The organism is Nocardia sp. NPDC023733 (genome assembly GCF_040639775.1).
GTDB lineage: Bacteria > Actinomycetota > Actinomycetes > Mycobacteriales > Mycobacteriaceae > Nocardia > Nocardia rosealba.
In genome coordinates, this window is record NZ_JBFAAN010000001.1 from 1,233,703 (window position 1) to 1,252,925 (window position 19,223).

The following is a 19,223-nucleotide window of genomic DNA, read 5'->3' on the forward strand; positions in this document are numbered from 1 at the left end:
CAGGTGAAGTAGACGATATGTCCTACGTACGACTCAGCGGAGTCACCCATCACGAACCCGGCAACGCCCACGACAGCTACATCCTGTTCACCGGAGCCGACTCGACCACCCGCCTCATCGATCTCGCGGGCACCGTCGTGCGGGAGTGGCCGTTCGCCGGTGTTCCGCCCCGGATCATCGACCCAGCGCTCAACGCGGGCCGGATCGGTGACATCGGCGTCCAGCTCAGCGAGAGCGGTGACGCCCGTGGCGGCATCTACGCCAACGGCACGGTCGGGCAACTCACGTGGACCGGTGAGACCGTGTGGGAATGGGGCAGGCAGGCGCCCGGCGGCGCGGCACGCCAGAACCACGATTGGGAACTACTACCCAACGGCAACCGCCTGCTCCTGGTGACCGTGCCACGGGTGGTCCCCGACCTCGGTGCGATGACGGTAGGCGACCAGGGGCTTGTCGAAGTCGACCCCGAGGGCGCCATCGTCTGGCAGTGGCTCGCCGGTGACCACCTGCACGAGTTCGGTTTCAGCGAAGCCGGCTGGGAAGCCTTGCGCGCCACCGCGGCCCGTGATCCCGAAGACCCGTGGGGCTATCTCGAGATGAACAGTGCGAAATCGCTCGGCCCCAACGCCTGGCACGCCGAGGACCCCGACACGGTGTTCCAGCCCGACAACATTCTCGTCAGCTTCCGTAAGGCCAATATCGTCGCGCTGATCGACAAGGCCTCCGGCGCGATCGCCTGGCAGCTCGGCCCGTACTTCGACGCTGTGCCGGGCGACCAGCATCAGCGCATCAACGTCCACAAGGTGCCGCGCCCGCTCGATCAGATCTCGGGCCAGCACAACCCGCACATGATCGCGCCGGGCCTGCCCGGCGCGGGCAACATCCTGGTCTTCGACAACCAGGGTGGTGCGGGTTATCCGCCCGCTCCGCTCGGCATCTACGCCGGATCCCGGGTACTCGAGATCGATCCGGTGACCGAGCAGATCGTCTGGCAGTACACCGCCGAGGACTCCCAGCGCCCGTCGTGGACGTTCTTCAGCTCCTTCGTGAGCAATGCCCAGCGACTACCCAACGGCAACACCCTCGTCACCGAGGGCATGCGCGGCCGGATCTTCCAGGTCACCTCGGACGGTGCGGTGGTCTGGGAGTACCACAGTCCCTACGAGGGCTACGGCGTCGCCGGTGAGCCCGAGGTCCGCGAACCCCGCGTCCCCGGGGTCGACCGGCTCACCCTGACCCCGCTGGTCTACCGGGCGCAGTCGGTTCCCTTCGACTGGGTGCCCGAACATGCGTCGACCCACAGCTGAAGGAAGGACGACGAGATGACGATCAGCGTGGGAACCACGACAGCATCGGGTCCGCCCGCGCCCTCCGGATCCCGGCCACGACGCGGCCCCGAACCAGCCACGTCGGTGTGGATTGCGCGTTCGAAGGCCCTGGTTTGGACAGTCGCGGGACTGGGACTGGCAGCAGTGGCCTGGACCCTGGTCGCGGCGAGCGGGCGGTTCCCCGCGGAGCTGTTCCCCGCGCTGCCCGAGATCTGGCGAGCCGGGTACGGCCTGTGGCTCGACGGCGTGCTGGCCGAGGACATCGTCGCCAGTTCCCGCCGTGCCGCAACAGGATTCGTCCTGGGTGCGCTCACGGGCATCGCCGCCGCCGTGCTGACGGCGAACACCGCGACCGGGCGCCGACTGCTCCAGCCGGTGCTGCGGCTGCTCGCTCCCGTCCCGACCATCGGCCTCGTTCCGCTGGCCATCCTGTGGTTCGGGCTCGGTGAGGACAGCAAAGCGCTGGTCATCGCGCTCGGTGTCTTCGTGCCGGTCTGGATCAACAGCCACACCGGCCTGTCGAGTACGCCACACGACTACCTGCAGGCCGCCCGCTGCCTCGGCGCGAGCCGACGCCAGACCCTGCTCGGGATCGTGCTGCCCGAGGCGGCTCCCGACATCGTCTCCGGGCTGCGTGTCGGTGCGGCGATGTCGTTCGTACTCATCGTCGTCGCCGAAATGACCGGCACCACCGCCGGAATCGGCTACCGGATCTATCAGTCGCAGATGTTCTCCCAAGCCGACCGGGTGATCGCCTGCCTGATCGTGCTCGGCATCATCGGCGCCGCCTGCGATCTGGCGATCGCCTCGGCCACGGCGCCGCTGACCAAGTGGTCGGAAAAGGAGCACTGACATGGCGATTCACATCCAGGACCTGGTCGTGCACTATCCCGGGCGACCGGCACCGACACTCGGCGGGATCACCATGTCGATCCCCGACGGCTCGTTCACCGTGCTGGTCGGCGCCTCCGGCAGCGGCAAGTCGACATTGCTGCACTGCCTGGCCGGTCTCATCATCCCCACCTCGGGGCAGGTGAGCGACAACGACGTTCCCGTGCTCGCCCCGGATCCGCGCCGTGGCATGGCCTTTCAGCGCGACGTGCTGTTTCCGTGGATGTCGGTGGCCGACAACGTCGAATTCACCCTGCGCGCCCGCGGTGTCCGAGCGCGCGAACGAACCCGGCGGGTCGCCGAACTCCTCGAGGTGGTCGAGCTACCCGAGGGCACCGGTGCGCGCCGGCCGAGCGAACTGTCCGGCGGTATGCGCCAGCGGGTGAGCATCGCCCGGATGCTCGCCGGTGAGCCCACGGTGATGCTGATGGACGAACCGTTCGCGGCACTCGACGCGCTGACCCGGCTGCGAATGCAGGACCTGCTCATCGACCTGTGGACCAGATACCACCGCACCGTCGTCTTCGTCACCCACGACATCGACGAAGCGATCCGGCTGTCCGACACCGTCGGTGTGCTGCGCGACGGTCTCATCGTCGACCGGATCGCCAACCCACTGACCCGGCCGCGTCCTTCCGACGCGCTGGCCGAGCAACCCGGTTACAGCCGGCTCCGCAAGCTCTTGCATCACGAGCTCGGCATCGACCACGCCATCGCCTGACCCTCCTTTCGAGCTAGGACACACCACCGTGAAGATCTCCCCTCGCCGCGTCGTCGCTGCGGCGCTCACCGTGCTCGCCATCGCGACCGTCACCGCCTGCGCGGACGCGGACAGCGACGATCCGACTAAGCTGACCGTCGGATTCGTCGTCGACCCGTCCTGGGCGCAGATACCCGTCGCCGATCGGGTCGGGCTGTTCGACAAGCACAATGTGACAGTCGAAGTAGTCAACTTCCCGTCCGGAGTGGAAGCGCTGCAGGCGGTCGCGGCCGGGCAGGTCGACATCGCCACGGCCGCCGACGTGCCGACTTCCGCCGTGCTCACCCGCTCGCCGTCGCTGCGGATCGTCGGCGACGGTTCACGCTGGGAAGGCTCACGCATCATCGCCCGCCGCAGCGCGGGCATCGACGACGTGGCGGATCTGGCGGGCAAGTCCATCGGAACACCGTTGGGCACCAGTGCCGCGTACTTCGCCGCGAATACGTTGTCGCACAACAACATCACCGCCAACCTCGTGCAGGTCGCGCCGTCGGCGACGGTCACCGCAGCCAGCGGGCACGATGTGGACGCGGTGTCGATCTTCCAGCCGTATCAGGCCCAGGTGGTGGCCGCTCTCGGCGCCGACGCGGTCGAGCTGACCGGTGGTAGCTATCACCAGCACAGCCTCTATCTGGCGACTCAGGACGCCGTCGCCCGCAAGGCCGAGGCTCTGACCGCGTTCTTCGCGGCGCTGTCGGAGGCGGGCGAGCAACTGAAAGCGCTCGCCGAGCCCGCCGTCGAGGCGGTCTCCGCCGCCACCCAGCTGCGACCCGACCTGCTGCGCGGTGTGCTCCCGCAATTCGACTTCACTCTGCAACTGCCGCCGGCCCTGCCGGGCAAGCTCACGGAGCTGGGGCAGTGGGCCGAGAGTCAAGGCAAGATCCCGGCGGGCACCCCGCTGCCGGATTACGCGACCGTCATCGACAACCGCTTCCTTCCTGTTGCCTGAGCGAGCGATCGCCTAGCTTCCGTACTTTCAGGTACGGAAAACTATGCGTCGTAGTATGGTCGACCTGATCACAGTCAGCGGATGGATGCTCACGTCAGGAGGCCCGCGGTGGCCGAATCCGTCGAAGGTCAGGTCGACTACCTTCACGCCGGGGCAACGGTGAAGTGCCCCAGCGCGTTTCGCTACTGGGAGGCGCGTGGCACCCCGCTCGTGCGGCGCATCGAACGCGTCTTCACGGCCGTGACCAGGCAACGGCTGTTCCCGACAGACGAGCAGGCGATCGCCCTGTGCGAAGACCTGTTCACCGGTGACCCGGTGGCCGAGCGGTTCGTCGCGGAGGTGATGCACGGCGAGATCGGACCGAAAGCCGGGCGCCGGATGCTGGAGCAGGCCCTGCGCGAGGGCATCCAGGCGGTCCCGGAGGCACCGGAATCGATGCGCGAACTGTTCGCCGAATTCGAGACGGTACCCGATTGGGTGGTGCCCGAACTCGTCGAGCAGGGTGCCGCGATCTGGCGGCGCTGGGGCACCATGCTGTTCAGTTTCGCGGGGGCCGAGACGCTCGAGATGTACACCGAGGCGGCGGTCGCCACGCCACTGTCGCTGGCCGGTGGGTACGCGGGTGACAGCGCGCTGCGCCGGTTCCTCGAGACCTGCCGATTCTGGATGGACGTCTCCGAGCGCGGCGCGCTGCTCACCGCCGGTTCGGCGGGCCGGGCCACCGCGCTGAAGGTACGGGTCATGCACGTGTCGGTGCGCGCGAAGGTCGCCGGCCATCCCGAATGGGACATCGAACGGTGGGGGCTGCCGATCAGCCAGACCTACCAGATGCTCACCCTGCTGGCGGGCAGCGTGACGCCCGGCCTCGGGCTGTGGGCGCTGGGCTACCAGACGACACCGTCGGAAATCCGTGCGCTGCTGCACTTCCAGAAGTACATGGGCCACCTGCTCGGTGTCCGGCTGCGCTGGTACCCCGACACGGTTCTCGACGCGTTGCGCGTGCTGGCGATGACCATCGCGTCACGGTCCTACGACGCCGGACAGCACGGGACCGAACTGATCGAGTCGTATCCGGCGGCGTTCGCGCCCCGCGACGGTCACCGCGGCCTGACCCGGCTGCGCGAGATGTACAACTTCCGGATCAACTCGGTCTACGCCGCGATGTACATGGCCCCCGGTACGCGCCGGCACTACACCCTGCCACCGGCGTTCCCGTGGATCCTCGTCCCGATGCTGCGCTTTCCGCTGATCACCGTGACGGAACTCGTGCGCCGGTTCTGCCCGCCGTTCGCGCGGGCACACGAGAAACTCATGCTCGCCCATCGCGAGAACTGGTACCGGGCCCAGATGCGGGGGCGCGAAGCGGCCTTCGACGCAGGCGGAGCCCTGCGCCGATGAACGGACGGAAAGCGACCACGACTGCCACCGACATCGTCGAAGTATGGAACGGGCCCGGCCGCGGCGACGGCGAGCTGACGCCGATCGAGCTGCGCCACAACGCTTTTCATCCCGCGTCGAGCAAGCTCGCCTTCGAACACTGGTATTTCGACGCGCACCTCGACACCGGCCACGTGGTGATCGGCTTCCTGATCAAACGTCGTCCCGAGGACCTGCCGCTGTCACGACCCTGGGTGGAGATGATCATCTACGCGCCCGACGGCACGCGCCGCCAGGTGTCACGGCGGTATCCGCACTCGGCGGCCTCGTTCTCGCCGGACGCCTGCGATGTGCGTATCGGTGCCAACACCGCCCGCACCGAATCGCACGCCGACGGTCTGCCCACCCACCATCTGCGAATGGCCGAGGACGGCTTGGTCTTCGACCTGCGGTTCCACAACGAGGTCCCCGGCTGGATGCCCGGCAAGGGCGAAACCCGTTTCGGCGGTAAGGATTCCTTCGGCTGGATGGTCGCCGCTCCCCGCGCGCGAGTGACCGGGGCGATCGAGCTCGACGGCGTACGGCACGAGGTCACCGGACGTGGCTACCACGACCACAACTGGGGCGTCGGCGACATGAAGAAGATCATCGAGCGCTGGGTTTGGGGCCGGTTGTACGTGGAGGACTACTCGCTGCTGTTCGCCTCGGTGCTCACCCAGCAGCGCAAGGGCGGCCACGAGATCAACCCGTTGATGCTGGCCAACCACGCCGACATCGTGCTGTCCACCGGCGAGACAGTCCTCACCGAGGGCCCCGCCCGCTTCGACGCCACCGCGGGCCGCACCTACCCCGAATGGGTCGAACTGCGGGTGCCGGGGCGACTCGAACTGCGCCTGGACGTCACCCGGGTCATCCACGCCCACGATCTGCTCGACGATCTGCCGGTCGTGCGCTCACGCCTGGTCAAGCCGCTCGTACATCGGCTCGTCGGGCATCCGGGCTACTTCCGGTTCGAGTCCACCTTCGAACTGAGCGTGCACACCGGCGACGGCACCGCCCATCGTGCCGGAACGACGCTGCACGAACTGGTCGCGCTGACCTGAGCGCCGACGAGGAAACCGGGCTCAGCACCGTGGTCCGGCGCTGGTGATGAACCGAAAGAACTCGCGCCGCTGATCCGCCGTGGGAACCGGCAGGTTTTGATTGCCGTGCACGAAACCGATGCCCGCGAAGCACATCAGCCCGGCCCGCATCTCCGCCTGCTCGGGCGAGAACCCCAGCTCGATCAGGGCTTTGGACAGGGTGTGGAAGATCCGCTGATCCAGCGCCTTCACTGCCTCGGCCACCTTCGCGTTGGTGCGCGCCCAGTCGCGGACCGCGAGCTCGACCTGCCAGACCCGCTCCTCGGTGAGCAACGCGCCCATGCGTTCCAGGCGTTGCTCGACGGGCAGTTCGTCGAGGTCGTGGAAGCCGCGGGCGGCGTCGTTGTGATCGGCGCACCAGAACTGCGCTGTGGTCTCGAGCAGCTGGTCGATTCCGTCGAAGTGCCAGTAGAAGCTGCCTTTGGTGACCCCGAGCTCCTCGCAGACCTTGGCGATGGTGACGGCGCCGACGCCGTCGCGCAGCAACACCCGCAGTGCCGCGTTCGTCCAGTCCTCGACACCGAGCCTGCGGGCCGCTCCCCGGGCCGACGCTTTGCGTTTGGACACCGGCGCCTGCGGTCGGGAATTCCCGGGCTCGTCGGTCATGGCCGTCTCCTCTCGGCATCGCGGGCGGTCGACCGTTCGGTTCGCGGTCACCGAACAGTGTTTCACGGGGCCGCTCGAATTACGCTGACGGTGCGCGGAAGCATTGCACCTGCTCACGGGACTGGCGATAGTTCACGACAGCTCATCGAGTAGGAGACCACCATGCCCGCCACCGAGCCATCCCGTTCCGGCGCACAGACCGTCGATCGCGCGGTGCGTGTGCTCGAGTGCTTCCGGGGCGGTGATCCGGAATTGTCGGTGAGTGAACTGGCGCAGCGCTGCGGCTTGCCGGTCAGTACGACATTCCGGCTGGCGCAGGCACTGGTGCGCGGCAAACTGCTCGAACAGGACCCGGCGAGCGACCGATATCGGATCGGGCACGGGCTCGCCTGCCTGGCCCGGCCTGCCCTGGCGCGGCTCGGGCTCGACGCCGCCGCGCCGCACCTGTACGCGCTCGCCGCCGGCATCAAGATCACGGTGTCCCTCAGCGTGCCCGATGCCGGTGAGGCACTGACCGTCTTCCAGGCGCGGCCACCGGTGTCGTTCTGCCCCAACCAGATCCCGCAGGAACGCAGGCCGCTCTACGACAGTGCCGTCGGCCACGCACTGCTCGCCCACACCCCGGCCGGCAGCGGCCGCGGTGAGCTGATGGACTCCGTGCGCAAGCGAGGTTTCGCGGTCGAGGAGATCGACAGCGACGATCCGATCCGCGCGGTCGCGGTCCCGGTGCTCGGGCCCGGCAAACAGGTGTGGGGCGCGCTCGGGGTGCAGGCGCGCGCGGTGCGCCTCGATCGCGACCTCGTGCGGGCCGTCGTGCCCGCCATGCACCGGATCGCGGTGCGTATCGGTCCGTACTTCCACACCGCGGCCGCAGGCACGGAATTCGGCGCACGCTGATTTCCACTATGCGAAATAGGTATTGGCCGGCCGTATATTCCAGGGCATCATGAAATGCGTTGTGGCGAATTCTTCGCCACACCTTCGATGAAAGTCCCGACATGATCGTATTTCCCGCGCTCGTCCGCCGTCGCACGGTGGATTTGATGCGCCTCGCACCCGGATTCTGTCGCAGCTGACCGCGCGGCGGCCCGCGTTGCCGCCGATCCGCTCTGTTCATCTCCGATTGTCCACCGTCGAAAGAATTCGAATCATGCTGTCCACTGTCTTCCGACGACGTTCGCTGCGCGCGTTCGCCGCCGCGCTCGTCGCTCCCGCCGCGTTCACGGTGGTCACCGCGTGCGGCACCGCCGAGGCCCCGACCACCGCCGACGGCAAGACCGTGCTGCGCTATCAGGGCCAGACCGGTCTGGTCACCCCCTACGAACTCGCCGACGAACTCGGCTATTTCAGCAAGATCAGTTTGCGGTGGGAGGGTGATACCACGAGCGGCCCGGCCAATATCCAGGCCGCCGCTACGAAACAGATCGAATTCGGTAGCGCGTTCAACGGTGCGGTGGTCAAACTCGCCGCCGGTGGCGCACCGGTGCGATCGGTGCTGAGTTCCTACGGCTCCGACGACAAGTCGTTCACCGGATACTTCGTCCGCGAAGATTCCGGAATCACCAGCGCCCGCGACCTCATCGGCAAGAAGGTCGGTGTGAACACGCTCGGCGCGCACCACGAATTCGTCACCAGGGAGTGGCTGCACCAGCAGGGATTGACCGAGGCCGAGATCAAGCAGGTGCAGTTGATCGTCGTGCCGCCGGTCAATACCGAGGAGGCGTTGCGCAGCGGACAGATCGACGTCGGCGCGCTCAACAGTGTGTGGCGCGAGACCGCCGTCGGGCGTGGAGGGGTGCGCCCGCTGTTCACCGACACCGCCATCTTCGGTGAATTCGACTACGGCACCTACGTTTTCCGCACCGACTTCATCGCCCAGAACGGTGAGGCCGTCGCGGACTTCGTACAGGGCACAGCTCGGGCGACCCGGTGGTTGCAGGTGACACCGCGCGAGGAGGCGATCGCGAAATTCACCGAGATCATCACCGCACGCGGCCGCAACGAGAACCTGAAGCTGCTCGACTACTGGCGCAGCGCGGGTATTCCCGTGCCGGGTGCGGTGATCGCGGAGAAGGAGATCCAGATCTGGATCGACTGGCTCGTGCGCAACGGTGAACTGCCCGCGGGCAAGATCGCCGCGAAAGATCTCTACACCAACGAGTACAACCCCTACGCCAACGGCACCTACCAGCCCGCCAGTGGTCCCACCGGAGAGGTGGTGGCCGCGAAATGAGCAGCACCACTGCGAAACTCGCGCTGCACGGCGTCGGCAAACAGTTCGCCGTGCGGGGCGCGACGGAGAAGTTCACCGCGATCGACGACATCACGATCGAGGTCGGCGCCGGCGAGTTCCTGGTCCTGGTCGGGCCGAGCGGTTCGGGCAAATCCACGCTGCTCGACCTGCTCGGCGGCCTGAGCTCGCCGAGTTCGGGGCAGATTCTGCTCGACGGTTCGCCCGTCACCGGTCCCGGCCTCGACCGAGGGGTGGTGTTCCAGCAGTACGCGCTGCTGCCGTGGCGCACCGCCCGCGCCAACATCGGTTTCGGCCTGGAAGCCAAGGGGATCGCACGCAAGGAACGCAAACAGATCGCCGATCACTACCTGGAACTCGTGGGCCTCGCCGGCTTCGGCGACCGCTACCCGCACGAATTGTCCGGGGGCATGAAGCAGCGGGTGGCGATCGCGCGCAGCCTGGCCTTCGACCCGGAGGTGCTGTTGATGGACGAGCCGTTCGCCGCTCTCGACGCCCAGACCAGGGAATCGCTGCAGGACGAACTGCTGCGCATCTGGCGCACGACCGGCAAGACCATTCTGTTCATCACTCATGGCATCGATGAGGCCGTCTACCTCGGTCAGCGCGTCGCGGTGCTCACCTCGCGACCGGGCCGGGTCAAGGCTGTGATCGACATCGACATCGATCGCACCGGCGATATCGATGTCCGCTCCAGCGAACAGTTCCGTGAGTACCGCCATCGCATCTGGACCGAACTGCGCAGTGAGGTGAGCCGGGCACAGCAGCTCGAGCTCGCCACCGATCCCGCCGCGTCCATCGACAGGAGTCCCGCCCATGTCTAGCGCCCTCCCGCTGCTCGTCCGTCCGAGGGGCACCACCGTGGGGATCGGGTCCGTTCCCGAGGGCGTGGTTCGCGCCGCCCGCACGGCCGTGACCACCCTGGCCCGCATCACCAAGCCGTTGCTCGCCTTCGCGCTGCTCCTCGGCGCGTGGGAATTCGCACCGCGACTCGGCCTGGTCGACGAGGTGTTCCTGCCCCCGTTCTCCGTCGTGGTGCAGGCCTTCGCCGAGCTCACCGCCAACGGCCAACTGAGTGAGCATGTTTCGGCCAGCCTCACCCGGTCGGTCACCGGATTCTCCATCGCCCTGGTTATCGCGGTGCCGGTGGGAATCGCCATCGCCTGGTACAAACCGGTGTCGGATTTTCTCAACCCGGTCCTCGAGCTGTTCCGCAATACCGCCGCCCTGGCACTGCTGCCGGTGTTCGTGCTGATCCTGGGGATCGGTGAGACGTCGAAGATCGCGCTGATCGGCTACGCCACGTTCTTCCCGATCCTGCTCAACACCATCACCGGTGTGCGTACTGTCGACCCGCTGCTGGTGAAATCGGCGGTGTCGCTGGGCTTCTCACCACTGCGGTTGTTCCAGAAAGTGATCCTGCCCGCTGCCGTCCCGTCCATCTTCACCGGCATCAGAATGGCGGCGGCCGGCTCGATCCTCGTGCTCATCGCAGCCGAGATGGTCGGTGCGCGTGCCGGTCTGGGCTACCTCATCACCGCCGCACAGCAGAACTTCCAGATCCCGCAGATGTACGCGGGGATCGTGGCGATCTCGCTGATCGGCCTCGGTTTCAATTTCGCTCTCGTCGCACTGGAACGGCGCCTGTCCCGCTGGCGCACCGCCCCGACCGACGCTTGATCAGGAGACTCACCCATGTCCCGCAAGAGCTTTCATCTCAACGCCTTCCTGATGGGTGTCGGGCACCACGAGGCGGCCTGGCGCCACCCGCGCACCGACGCGCACCGGGTGCTCGACGTCGAGCACTTCCAGAACCTGGCCCGCATCGCCGAACGGGGCAAACTCGACTCGGTGTTCTTCGCCGACACCCTCGCCGTCGGCCCCAGCATCGAACGCAACACCCTCGCGGTGTTCGAACCGGTCACGCTGCTGTCGGCGATCGCCACCGCCACCGAGCGGATCGGTCTGATCGCCACCGCCTCGACCAGCTACAACGAGCCGTTCGATCTCGCCCGCAAATTCGCCTCCCTCGACCACATCAGCGGGGGCCGGGCCGGGTGGAACATCGTCACCTCCGGCACCGCCGACGAAGCCCACAACTTCGGTCTCGACGCCATCCCCGAGCATGCCCGCCGCTACGAGCGGGCCGAGGAGTTCGTCGAGGTGGCGCTGGCGCTGTGGGACAGCTGGGAGTCCGAGGCGATCGTCCTCGACACCGAGAACGGTGTCTTCGCCGATCCCACCCGGGTGCACACCCTCGACTACGTGGGGGAGCGGTTCCGGGTGCGTGGCCCGCTGAATTCGCCGCGCGGCCCGCAGGGACGGCCCCTGCTCGTGCAGGCCGGCTCGTCGGAATCGGGTCAGGAGTTCGCCGCGCGCCACGCCGAAGCGGTGTTCACCGCCCAGCGCACCCTCGCCGACGGCGTGCGGTTCTACCGGGAACTGAAGGGCCGACTGGCGAAATACGGTCGCGCCGAACACGAATTGAAGGTGCTGCCCGGCCTGGTCCCGTTCATCGCCGACACCGTCGAGGAGGCGAAGGCGCTCGAGCAGGAATTCACCGACCTGATCTCGCCCGACTACGCGCTGCGCCAGCTCTCGACCATGCTCGGCGTCGACCTCACCACGCACGCGCTGGACGCGCCGCTGCCACCGCTGCCCGCCGAACGCGACATCGAGGGCGGGAAGAGCCGATTCACCCTGGTCAAGGAGCTCGCCGAAGCCGAGGATCTGACGGTTCGCCAGCTCATCGGCAAGCTCGGCGGCGGACGCGGGCACCGCACCTTCGCGGGCACGCCCGAGCACGTCGCCGACGAACTGCAGAGCTGGTTCGACGCGGGTGCGGCCGACGGCTTCAACATCATGCCGCCGTACCTGCCCGGTGGCTTGGCGGACTTCGTCGACCGGGTGGTGCCGATCCTGCAGGAACGTGGCCTGTTCCGCACCGACTACGAATCCACCACTCTGCGTGGGCATTACGGGCTCGCGCCGGTGGAGAGCCGGTTCACCCACCGGGATGCGCAGGTCAGCGCCTGATGCGGACCCGTCGTCTCGATCTGGAGCTCATGCGTGTGGTGAGCAGTTCCTGTCGGCGACCACGAGCACCTGCCACCCCCAGCTTCTCCTGAAGGACCATGGATATGACCACCATCGAAAGCCCTCGCAGCGCGACAGCACTGGAGATCGCCCCGGTCGCCGGGCACATCGGCGCCGAGGTCACCGGCATCGACCTGCGCGCCGACCTGACCGACGCCACCGTCGCGGACCTCACCGCGGCACTGCACCGGTACAAGGTGCTGTTCTTCCGCGATCAGCACATCGGGCACGCCGAGCAGATCGCCTTCTCCCGGCGGTTCGGCGCGGTGACACCGTCGCACCCCTACGACGACGACGCACCGACCGAGTACCCCGAGATCCTCGCCGTCGACAGCCGTTTGTACGAGAAGCGGTTCGGCCGCAAGAAGTTCAGCTACACCAACCAGTGGCACACCGATGTCTCCCCGCTGATCAACCCGCCCGCTGCCTCGATTCTGCGGGCCGAGATCGCCCCCGAGCACGGTGGCGACACCCAGTGGACCAACCTGGCCGCCGCCTACGCCGGTCTGCCGCAATCCTTGCGCACCTTCCTCGACGGGCTGCGCGCCGAGCACCGATTCGGCGGCCGGATCCCACCGTGGGAAGCCGACAGCGACTACGCCCGCAAGACCGCCGCGTCGCCGCTGGTGACCGAACACCCGGTCGTGCGGGTGCATCCGGCGACCGGGGAGCGGGTGTTGTTCGTCAACCCCGGCTTCACCACCCGGATCATCGGCCTCACCCCTCGCCAGAGCGACGCCCTGCTCGACCTGCTGTTCGACGAGATCGCCCAGCCTGCCTACACCGTCCGATTCCGCTGGGCGGCAGGCAGTATCGCGTTCTGGGACAACCGTGCCACCGCGCATCTGGCACCGAGCGACCTCAACCATCTCGACGTCACCCGTGTGCTCTACCGCACCACCCTCGAGGGTGAGGTCCCGGTCGGCGTCGACGGTGCCGCGTCGACCTGGGTGGCCGGCACGAAGTTCACCGGCGTCTGACAAACCCCTCCGGTGCCCGGTCTGCGGGCCGGGCACCGGCTTTCGACAGGAGATCGACTGCGATGAGCGAAACCTGGTCCGCGAGTACGGATGTTCTGGTGATCGGCGGCGGTCCGGCCGCCGCCTGGGCGGCGATCCACGCCAGAGAGGCGGGCGCGCGGGTAATTCTGGTCGACAAGGGTTACTGCGGAACCAGCGGCGCGACGGCACCGTCGGGCACGGGAGTCTGGTACGTGGCGCCGGAAGCGCAGGCGCGGGCGTCGGCGAAGGCGGCCCGCGAGGCCTTGGGCGGTCATCTCGCCGACCACTACTGGATGGATCGGGTCCTCGACCAGACCTATGCCAATATGAACCGGCTCGCCGTCGAAGGGCGTTATCCGTTCCCGGTGGACCCGGTGACCGGGCAGCAGTTGCGCACCGGTGTGCAGGGCCCCGAGTACATGCGCCGGATGCGCGCCTGGCTCAAGCGCATCGGAGTGGAGATCCACGATCACTCGCCTGCTCTTGAACTGCTCGTCGACGAGTCGGGTGCGGTGCGCGGTGCGGCGGGTCGGCAACGCCAGCTGGATCGTGACTACCGCATCACGGCGGGCGCGGTGGTGCTGGCCTCCGGCGGCTGCGCGTTCCTGTCCGGTGCGCTCGGCACCAATGTCGACACCGGTGACGGCGCGTTGATGGCGGCCGAAGTGGGCGCCAGGTTCTCCGGCATGGAATTCTCCAACGCCTACGCGATCGTGCCCAAAGGCTCGACGATCACCAAAACCGCCTACTACGGCTACGCCACCTTCTTCGGCGAGGACGGCCGGGTGATCGAGGACGCGGGCTCCACCCGCGGACGATCGGTGATCGCACGAAACCTGCTGCACCAGAAGGTGTTCGCCCAGCTCGATCGGGCGGATGCGACCGTGCAGGCGCAGATGCGGGTGGGTCAGCCGAACTTCTTCCTGCAGTTCGATCGACGCGGGATCGACCCGTTCACCCAGCGCTTCGAGATCGATCTGCTCGCCGAGGGAACGGTGCGCGGCACCGGCGGAATCGACGTGGTCGGCGACGACTGCGCCACCAGCGTCGCGGGCCTGTACGCCGCGGGCGACGCCGCCACCAGGGAGCGTATCTGCGGTGGGTTCACCGGCGGCGGTAGCCACAATGCGGCGTGGGCGATGTCGTCGGGTAGTTGGGCGGGCGCGGGCGCCGCACGGTACGCGCGATCGGCATCCGGACAGGGCGAGGTCGTCGGTGCGGGTCGGGTCGGGTTGCGCACGGCCGGGTCCGGCTCGTTGACCGCGGCCGAACTGGTGAGCGCGGCGCAGCGCGAGCTGATGCCGTTCGAGAAGAACTATCTGCGTCACGGCGACCGGCTGCGCGCCGCCCTGGGCCGTCTCGACGAGTTGTGGGACGTGGCCGCGGCGGAATTGAGCGTCACCGGCAGCGATCGGGTGCGGGCACGCCAGGCCGTGGCGATCACCGCGGTGGGCAGGCTCATGTACCGATCGGCCCTGTCGCGAACCGAAACCCGGGGCATGAGCAAACGTGCCGATCACCCCCGCACCGACCCCGCCCAGCACCATCACGTGATCTCCGGGGGACTCGACACCCCGTGGACCGGCACCGCTGCCGCTCGCAACACCGGTCAGGCGGTGGCGTTGTGATCGAATTGCTGCGCGCCGAGGACTGCATCGGCTGCGACAAATGCGTACTCGCCTGCCCCACCGACGTGTTCGACCGGACCGTGTCGGGCATTCCGGTCATCGCCAGGCAATCCGACTGCCAGACGTGCTTCATGTGCGAGGCCTACTGCCCGGCCGACGCGCTCTATGTGGCACCCGATGCCACGCCGCTCGCGTCGGCGTCCGTGCCGACCGAACACATCGGCCGGTACCGCGAGAAGCTGGGCTGGGGCAATGGCCGAACACCGGGTGCTCTGCTCGCGGTGGGACCGCCCCTGCCGCACGGTGCTCCACCGCCGCGACTCACCCGGGGAGAGGCCGGGAGCGGATCGGACCTCAACCCCCGAACAGCAGATACAGCCCGGTGAAGGTGAAGGCGACCATGGTCAGCATCAAGGCCAACTGGCCGGTCAGCCGGTGACGAGGGGAGAGTAGGAGCAGGCATCGGTCGTGTGCGGCGGCGACGCCGAGGATATGGCCGATCAGGACAGCGAGCACCTTGCAGGTGGCGAGCACACTCGGATGGCTCGACAGCACGTAGGCAACGTCTCGATCGGCCAGGTCCGCGAGATTCCAGCCACGGTCGAGCGGGTCCGCGAACAGCAGCACCGTCGCCTGTCCCTTCTCGACGAGAAACGTGAGGTAGTGGGCGACAAGGTAACCGGCGATGATCGGGGTGAGGCTGAGCGCCAGCCGCCGTGGGAGCAGCGCGCGTTCGGCGGAGGAGACACCGCCGGTGGCGCGTGCGGCGACGGAGAACAGTCCGCCCACGATCCCGATGAAGACCAGCAGCCCGGCCGTGCGCACCAGTGTCGGGTCGACCACCGGGGCCAGGTTGTCGACCCGTTCGCGCCACCACGGGAATGTGGAGAAGCTGTCGAAGGCGGTGGATCCGAGCAATGTCGCGGCGACCGCTACCGATCCGGCGAGCCCGGGGGTTCCCGCGAGATTGTTCAGCGGCATCCGCAGCACCGGCTGTCCCGCGCGGTCGCGGCCGAACGGACTCAGGTGCGCCAGTAGCGTGCTGTACACCTCGAGCGGGTCGGCGCGTTTTGCCCACACGGTGCCGAACAGTACGAGTCCGATCGAGGTGACGACCAGGTAGCCGATCAGCCAGGTCAGCACCGAGGCCACCGAACCCGGTGTGCGCCAAGCCAACTCCAGCCACGCGAAGGAGAACAGGCCGACAGCGGCGGGAAGGTTTCCCCACTCCTCGCGATAGCGGATAATTCCGTGTTCCGGCGTGCGCCGCAGCAATAGACAGCCGAATCGATGGATCGCCCTGATCGGGGAGATGACCTTCCAGACCGGTCCGATCAGCAGCGACGCCACCATCACCCCGACCCAGACGCCGATATACAGCACTCCGGGAACCGGATTAAGGGCCGGATCGGCGGAACCGAACACCGCGATGACGAGCACGCACACGGTCGACAACACGCTGATCGCGGAAATTATGCCGCGAGTCACGGGAGCGTCGATCATCAGCCGCACCGGCGTGGGTAGCGGCCATCCCGGCGACTCCGGGTCGAGTCGCGGCTGACGCCAGGCCACGAACAGCAGCGCGAACGAGAAGGTCAGCGCCCACGCCGCACCGACCAGGGCGTACGTGAGCGGAATCGGCAGGTCCGCGGCACCGTTGAGACCGTGGGCGAGGGGGCTCAACGCCGGACCAGCAGCGTCGTCACCGTCCGCCCGAGGTGGTGGAGTTCGATGTCCACCTGGCCCGGAACCGCCACCGTGAATTCGAACTCCTGGCCGGCGGCCGCGGCGACGGGAAAGGTGTGCGCGGGAGCGGAGTGGACATGCAGTTCGTCGGTGGCGTCACTGTCGACCCGCAACACGATGCGTTGCCCGACCTCTGCTTCGGTGCGCGTATTGACCGGCGACACTTCGCCGTCGGCTATCCGGATGTCGATGGTGCGTGCGGTCGCCACCGGCTCGACGGTCGGCTCGCCCGATGAGCAGCCCATCAGCAGCGCACCCACGGAGACCGTCACAAGACCGAACCCGAGTCGACGAGTGCTCACGGATTCTCCTCACTGCCGTCGGTCTGCGTGGATTCAGTTCCGGCGCCTTCGTTTTCGCGCCTCTCCGCGCGCCGATCGCGCATCGCGATGAACAACACCAACCCGACCAGCGCGACCGCGGGCAGGAAGGCCGGAATCGCCAGCAGCAGGGAGTGGTCGGCGAGAATGTCGACGTTCTCCTGGCGGATCACGTGTCGACCGTTGCCTTCTGATCCGGTGTGCTGCCCGCCGCCAGATAGCGATCGTTGACGCGCGCGGAGCCCCACGCCATCGCCGCGATCAAGGCCAGGCTGCATGCCAGCACCACCAGGCCGGCGAGGCCGATCAGCCAGGACGGATGGTCGAAGGACCGCTCGCGCTGCAACACCGAGATCTCCTCGACGAACGGCCGCGTGAAGCTCGCGGGCGCGGCCACCTCCGCGGCGCCGATGCCGGGATCGAGCGGCATGAAGAGGGGCAGCGCGGATTGCATGCGCCCGTCCTGCAGGCGCAGCACCGTTTTCCAGGTGCCGTGCACGGGCACCGGGCGGGTGGAAACGAAGTGGTCGTCGGCGACGCGACGCAGTTTGTCCACGACCAGGCCGTGGCCTGGACTGTCGTCACCGGTACCGCCCTGCCAGGCCAGGATCTCCACCCATTCCGGATCGGCACCGACCAGATCGGTGGGGGAGAGCCGGATGTCGGCGGTGACCATCCGTCCGCCCCGCACGGGCTCGGCGTCGGTGAGCACGACCGCCGCCGACGCGTTCTCCGGTACCCGGATGATCAGCCCGTTCGTGGTGGCCGCGGCGGCGATCACCACCGCGGCGACAACCAGTCCGCGCCGCACCGCAGGACTGGGCAATGGCTCGCCGCGCAGCACAGTGCCGAGCATCGCGCCGATCACACCGCCCGCCACACCGACCGGCACCGCCATCGCCAGCAGTTCGGGCCACATCCCGGCGACCCACGGATTGACGAACATCCGCTCGATCCACAGCGATTCGAGCCAGATGCCTACCGTCGCCACCCCGAGCCCGGCCAGCGCGCCCCACCAGAGTGGTCGCCGGATCAACGGCAGAAGAGCCAGCAGTTCGACCACGACCGCGGCACCGAGGTAGAGCGGAAACACATTGCGCGGCGCCTCGAATCCGGTGCCGACCAGGACCGCGACGACCCATCGCACACCGAAGGCGAAGGCCACGAGCAGCAACGTGCTGAGCGGGCCGAGCGTGAGCCGCGCCGAGATCAGGGCGATCGTCGCGGCGAAGACGATCAGCATCGGTTGCAGCACCAGCCGGAACTGCTGCACACCGAAGTCGAATTCGACGCCGAACACCGACAGCCCGATCACCAGGCCGCCGAAAGCGAAGGCCTGAACCGCCCACAACACCCGGCCGTCGATGCGCGCGGGGTCGGGCCGGTTGTACCGGCCTTCGAGTTCGAGCAGCAACACGCCGACCAGCGACAGGCCCGCACCTCCGATGAGCATCAGGTGAGTGGGCCCCCAGAGCGTGACATCCTGGCCGAACAGCCGATGCCAGATGTCGTCGAGCGGAAAACCGATCAGCGCGTACAAACCGGCACCGGCGATCAGGATGCCGCCCACGGGGGCGTACCAGTCGCGGGTGATCTTCACCGCGGCCCGGCCCGGCTTCTCGTCGAGCGGCAGGATGACGGCAAGCATGCCCGCCATGAAGAGGAAGAACAGGCCGACAAGGATGAAGTAGTGCGCCGGGTTGGCCAGCGGTCCGGCGTCGCGGCCCTTGCCGACGTGCAGGCTCACATCCCAGATGAAGCCGAGAAACGCCGTCAAGATGGTCGCGAGGAACATCGCGATCGGGAGCGCCACCCAGCCCGGCCGGTTCATGATGCGCCCGCTGAAGTCGGCCAGCCGCTGCAGCCAGGTGATGCGTCGGGTCCGGTGCAGGTAGGCCACCCACAGCAGCACCGCACCGATCACCGCGGCCGCACCGGTCATGAGCGCGACCTGATCGAGGGCGGCGCCACCGCCTTCGGTGCCCTGCGCGACCGGCATCGTCGACGGAGCGGATATCGCTGTGGACACGGCAGTCCTCCGATGGGTCGAAGCGCCCGGTCGATGGGGTAACGAACAGTATCCCGAATTCCGCGCGGTGCCGATACCCCACGCGCGCAGGTCGCGGAT

19 protein-coding genes are annotated in these 19,223 nt (G+C 67.8%); 14 read left to right on the forward strand and 5 right to left on the reverse strand.

All coding sequences use genetic code 11. The annotated features are described in order from the left end of the window. Positions 1–17 precede the first annotated feature (17 nt). The 6 genes from AB0F86_RS05675 to AB0F86_RS05700 all read left to right on the forward strand — a co-directional run bounded on the left by AB0F86_RS05675 (position 18) and on the right by AB0F86_RS05700 (position 6,408). The gene (locus AB0F86_RS05675; protein WP_356982234.1) at positions 18–1,307 is read left to right on the forward strand and encodes an aryl-sulfate sulfotransferase; all 1,290 of its coding nucleotides are present in this window, start codon (positions 18–20) and stop codon (positions 1,305–1,307) included. A 165-nt stretch (positions 1,308–1,472) separates the two neighbouring features. Next, positions 1,473–2,180, forward strand: coding sequence for an ABC transporter permease (locus tag AB0F86_RS05680; RefSeq protein WP_356982236.1), 708 nt, complete (start codon positions 1,473–1,475; stop codon positions 2,178–2,180). A 1-nt stretch (position 2,181) separates the two neighbouring features. Further along, a complete protein-coding gene (locus tag AB0F86_RS05685) occupies positions 2,182–2,940 on the forward strand; it encodes an ABC transporter ATP-binding protein (RefSeq protein ID WP_356982238.1) in 759 nt (252 codons plus the stop codon). Between the two features lie 28 nt (positions 2,941–2,968). After that, a complete protein-coding gene (locus AB0F86_RS05690) occupies positions 2,969–3,928 on the forward strand; it encodes an ABC transporter substrate-binding protein (RefSeq protein WP_356982239.1) in 960 nt (319 codons plus the stop codon). A gap of 108 nt (positions 3,929–4,036) precedes the next feature. Continuing rightward, the gene (locus tag AB0F86_RS05695; protein WP_356982241.1) at positions 4,037–5,326 is read left to right on the forward strand and encodes an oxygenase MpaB family protein; all 1,290 of its coding nucleotides are present in this window, start codon (positions 4,037–4,039) and stop codon (positions 5,324–5,326) included. Next, positions 5,323–6,408 (forward strand): lipocalin-like domain-containing protein, encoded by a 1,086-nt coding sequence (locus tag AB0F86_RS05700; protein WP_356982242.1) that lies wholly within the window; start codon positions 5,323–5,325, stop codon positions 6,406–6,408. The genes AB0F86_RS05695 and AB0F86_RS05700 overlap by 4 nt, the downstream gene beginning before the upstream one ends. Positions 6,409–6,429: 21 nt before the next feature. Here the strand turns inward: AB0F86_RS05700 and AB0F86_RS05705 are convergent, their stop codons facing one another. Continuing rightward, a complete protein-coding gene (locus AB0F86_RS05705; RefSeq protein WP_356982244.1) occupies positions 6,430–7,053 on the reverse strand; it encodes a TetR/AcrR family transcriptional regulator in 624 nt (207 codons plus the stop codon). A gap of 162 nt (positions 7,054–7,215) precedes the next feature. Here AB0F86_RS05705 and AB0F86_RS05710 point away from each other — a divergent pair, with 162 nt between their 5' ends. The 8 genes from AB0F86_RS05710 (at position 7,216) to AB0F86_RS05745 (ending at position 15,415) form a co-directional block, all read left to right on the forward strand. After that, positions 7,216–7,950 carry a helix-turn-helix domain-containing protein gene (locus AB0F86_RS05710; RefSeq protein ID WP_356982245.1) on the forward strand — a complete coding sequence of 245 codons (735 nt, stop codon included), beginning with the start codon at positions 7,216–7,218 and terminating at the stop codon, positions 7,948–7,950. A 253-nt stretch (positions 7,951–8,203) separates the two neighbouring features. Beyond that, positions 8,204–9,286 (forward strand): ABC transporter substrate-binding protein, encoded by a 1,083-nt coding sequence (locus AB0F86_RS05715; RefSeq protein WP_356982247.1) that lies wholly within the window; start codon positions 8,204–8,206, stop codon positions 9,284–9,286. Next, the gene (locus tag AB0F86_RS05720; protein ID WP_356982249.1) at positions 9,283–10,128 is read left to right on the forward strand and encodes an ABC transporter ATP-binding protein; all 846 of its coding nucleotides are present in this window, start codon (positions 9,283–9,285) and stop codon (positions 10,126–10,128) included. Before AB0F86_RS05715 ends, AB0F86_RS05720 begins: the two co-directional genes overlap by 4 nt. Continuing rightward, positions 10,121–10,984 carry an ABC transporter permease gene (locus AB0F86_RS05725; RefSeq protein WP_356982251.1) on the forward strand — a complete coding sequence of 288 codons (864 nt, stop codon included), beginning with the start codon at positions 10,121–10,123 and terminating at the stop codon, positions 10,982–10,984. The genes AB0F86_RS05720 and AB0F86_RS05725 overlap by 8 nt, the downstream gene beginning before the upstream one ends. Positions 10,985–10,999: 15 nt before the next feature. Then, a complete protein-coding gene (locus tag AB0F86_RS05730; RefSeq protein WP_356982252.1) occupies positions 11,000–12,340 on the forward strand; it encodes an LLM class flavin-dependent oxidoreductase in 1,341 nt (446 codons plus the stop codon). A gap of 104 nt (positions 12,341–12,444) precedes the next feature. After that, positions 12,445–13,380: a TauD/TfdA family dioxygenase gene (locus AB0F86_RS05735; protein ID WP_356982253.1), complete on the forward strand. Its 936-nt coding sequence runs from the start codon at positions 12,445–12,447 to the stop codon at positions 13,378–13,380. Between the two features lie 62 nt (positions 13,381–13,442). Next, positions 13,443–15,029, forward strand: coding sequence for an FAD-binding protein (locus AB0F86_RS05740; protein WP_356982255.1), 1,587 nt, complete (start codon positions 13,443–13,445; stop codon positions 15,027–15,029). Then, entirely contained in the window at positions 15,026–15,415 is a 390-nt protein-coding gene (locus AB0F86_RS05745) for a ferredoxin family protein (protein WP_356982256.1), read from the forward strand. The genes AB0F86_RS05740 and AB0F86_RS05745 overlap by 4 nt, the downstream gene beginning before the upstream one ends. On the opposite strand, the gene AB0F86_RS05750 is transcribed toward AB0F86_RS05745, so the two are convergent. From AB0F86_RS05750 to AB0F86_RS05765, 4 genes are read right to left on the reverse strand one after another with little or no spacing between them, the layout of a single operon-like run. Next, a complete protein-coding gene (locus AB0F86_RS05750; RefSeq protein ID WP_356982258.1) occupies positions 15,384–16,712 on the reverse strand; it encodes a hypothetical protein in 1,329 nt (442 codons plus the stop codon). The two genes, AB0F86_RS05745 and AB0F86_RS05750, sit on opposite strands and share 32 nt — an antisense overlap. After that, positions 16,709–17,077: a hypothetical protein gene (locus AB0F86_RS05755; protein ID WP_308017127.1), complete on the reverse strand. Its 369-nt coding sequence runs from the start codon at positions 17,075–17,077 to the stop codon at positions 16,709–16,711. The genes AB0F86_RS05750 and AB0F86_RS05755 overlap by 4 nt, the downstream gene beginning before the upstream one ends. Then, a complete protein-coding gene (locus tag AB0F86_RS05760) occupies positions 17,074–17,265 on the reverse strand; it encodes a hypothetical protein (protein ID WP_181696471.1) in 192 nt (63 codons plus the stop codon). Before AB0F86_RS05760 ends, AB0F86_RS05755 begins: the two co-directional genes overlap by 4 nt. Further along, positions 17,265–19,094 carry a hypothetical protein gene (locus AB0F86_RS05765; RefSeq protein ID WP_356983735.1) on the reverse strand — a complete coding sequence of 610 codons (1,830 nt, stop codon included), beginning with the start codon at positions 19,092–19,094 and terminating at the stop codon, positions 17,265–17,267. The genes AB0F86_RS05760 and AB0F86_RS05765 overlap by 1 nt, the downstream gene beginning before the upstream one ends. Between the last annotated feature and the right edge of the window lie 129 nt (positions 19,095–19,223).

Bases quoted from the DNA above. Each gene is read 5' to 3' on its own strand.
- AB0F86_RS05675 (WP_356982234.1), top strand. From the start codon at position 18: ATGTCCTACGTACGACTCAGCGGAGTCACCCATCACGAACCCGGCAAC.
- AB0F86_RS05685 (WP_356982238.1), top strand. From the start codon at position 2,182: ATGGCGATTCACATCCAGGACCTGGTCGTGCACTATCCCGGGCGACCG.
- AB0F86_RS05700 (WP_356982242.1), top strand. From the start codon at position 5,323: ATGAACGGACGGAAAGCGACCACGACTGCCACCGACATCGTCGAAGTA.
- AB0F86_RS05705 (WP_356982244.1), bottom strand. From the start codon at position 7,053: ATGACCGACGAGCCCGGGAATTCCCGACCGCAGGCGCCGGTGTCCAAA.
- AB0F86_RS05710 (WP_356982245.1), top strand. From the start codon at position 7,216: ATGCCCGCCACCGAGCCATCCCGTTCCGGCGCACAGACCGTCGATCGC.
- AB0F86_RS05715 (WP_356982247.1), top strand. From the start codon at position 8,204: ATGCTGTCCACTGTCTTCCGACGACGTTCGCTGCGCGCGTTCGCCGCC.
- AB0F86_RS05720 (WP_356982249.1), top strand. From the start codon at position 9,283: ATGAGCAGCACCACTGCGAAACTCGCGCTGCACGGCGTCGGCAAACAG.
- AB0F86_RS05725 (WP_356982251.1), top strand. From the start codon at position 10,121: ATGTCTAGCGCCCTCCCGCTGCTCGTCCGTCCGAGGGGCACCACCGTG.
- AB0F86_RS05730 (WP_356982252.1), top strand. From the start codon at position 11,000: ATGTCCCGCAAGAGCTTTCATCTCAACGCCTTCCTGATGGGTGTCGGG.
- AB0F86_RS05735 (WP_356982253.1), top strand. From the start codon at position 12,445: ATGACCACCATCGAAAGCCCTCGCAGCGCGACAGCACTGGAGATCGCC.
- AB0F86_RS05740 (WP_356982255.1), top strand. From the start codon at position 13,443: ATGAGCGAAACCTGGTCCGCGAGTACGGATGTTCTGGTGATCGGCGGC.
- AB0F86_RS05765 (WP_356983735.1), bottom strand. From the start codon at position 19,094: ATGCCGGTCGCGCAGGGCACCGAAGGCGGTGGCGCCGCCCTCGATCAG.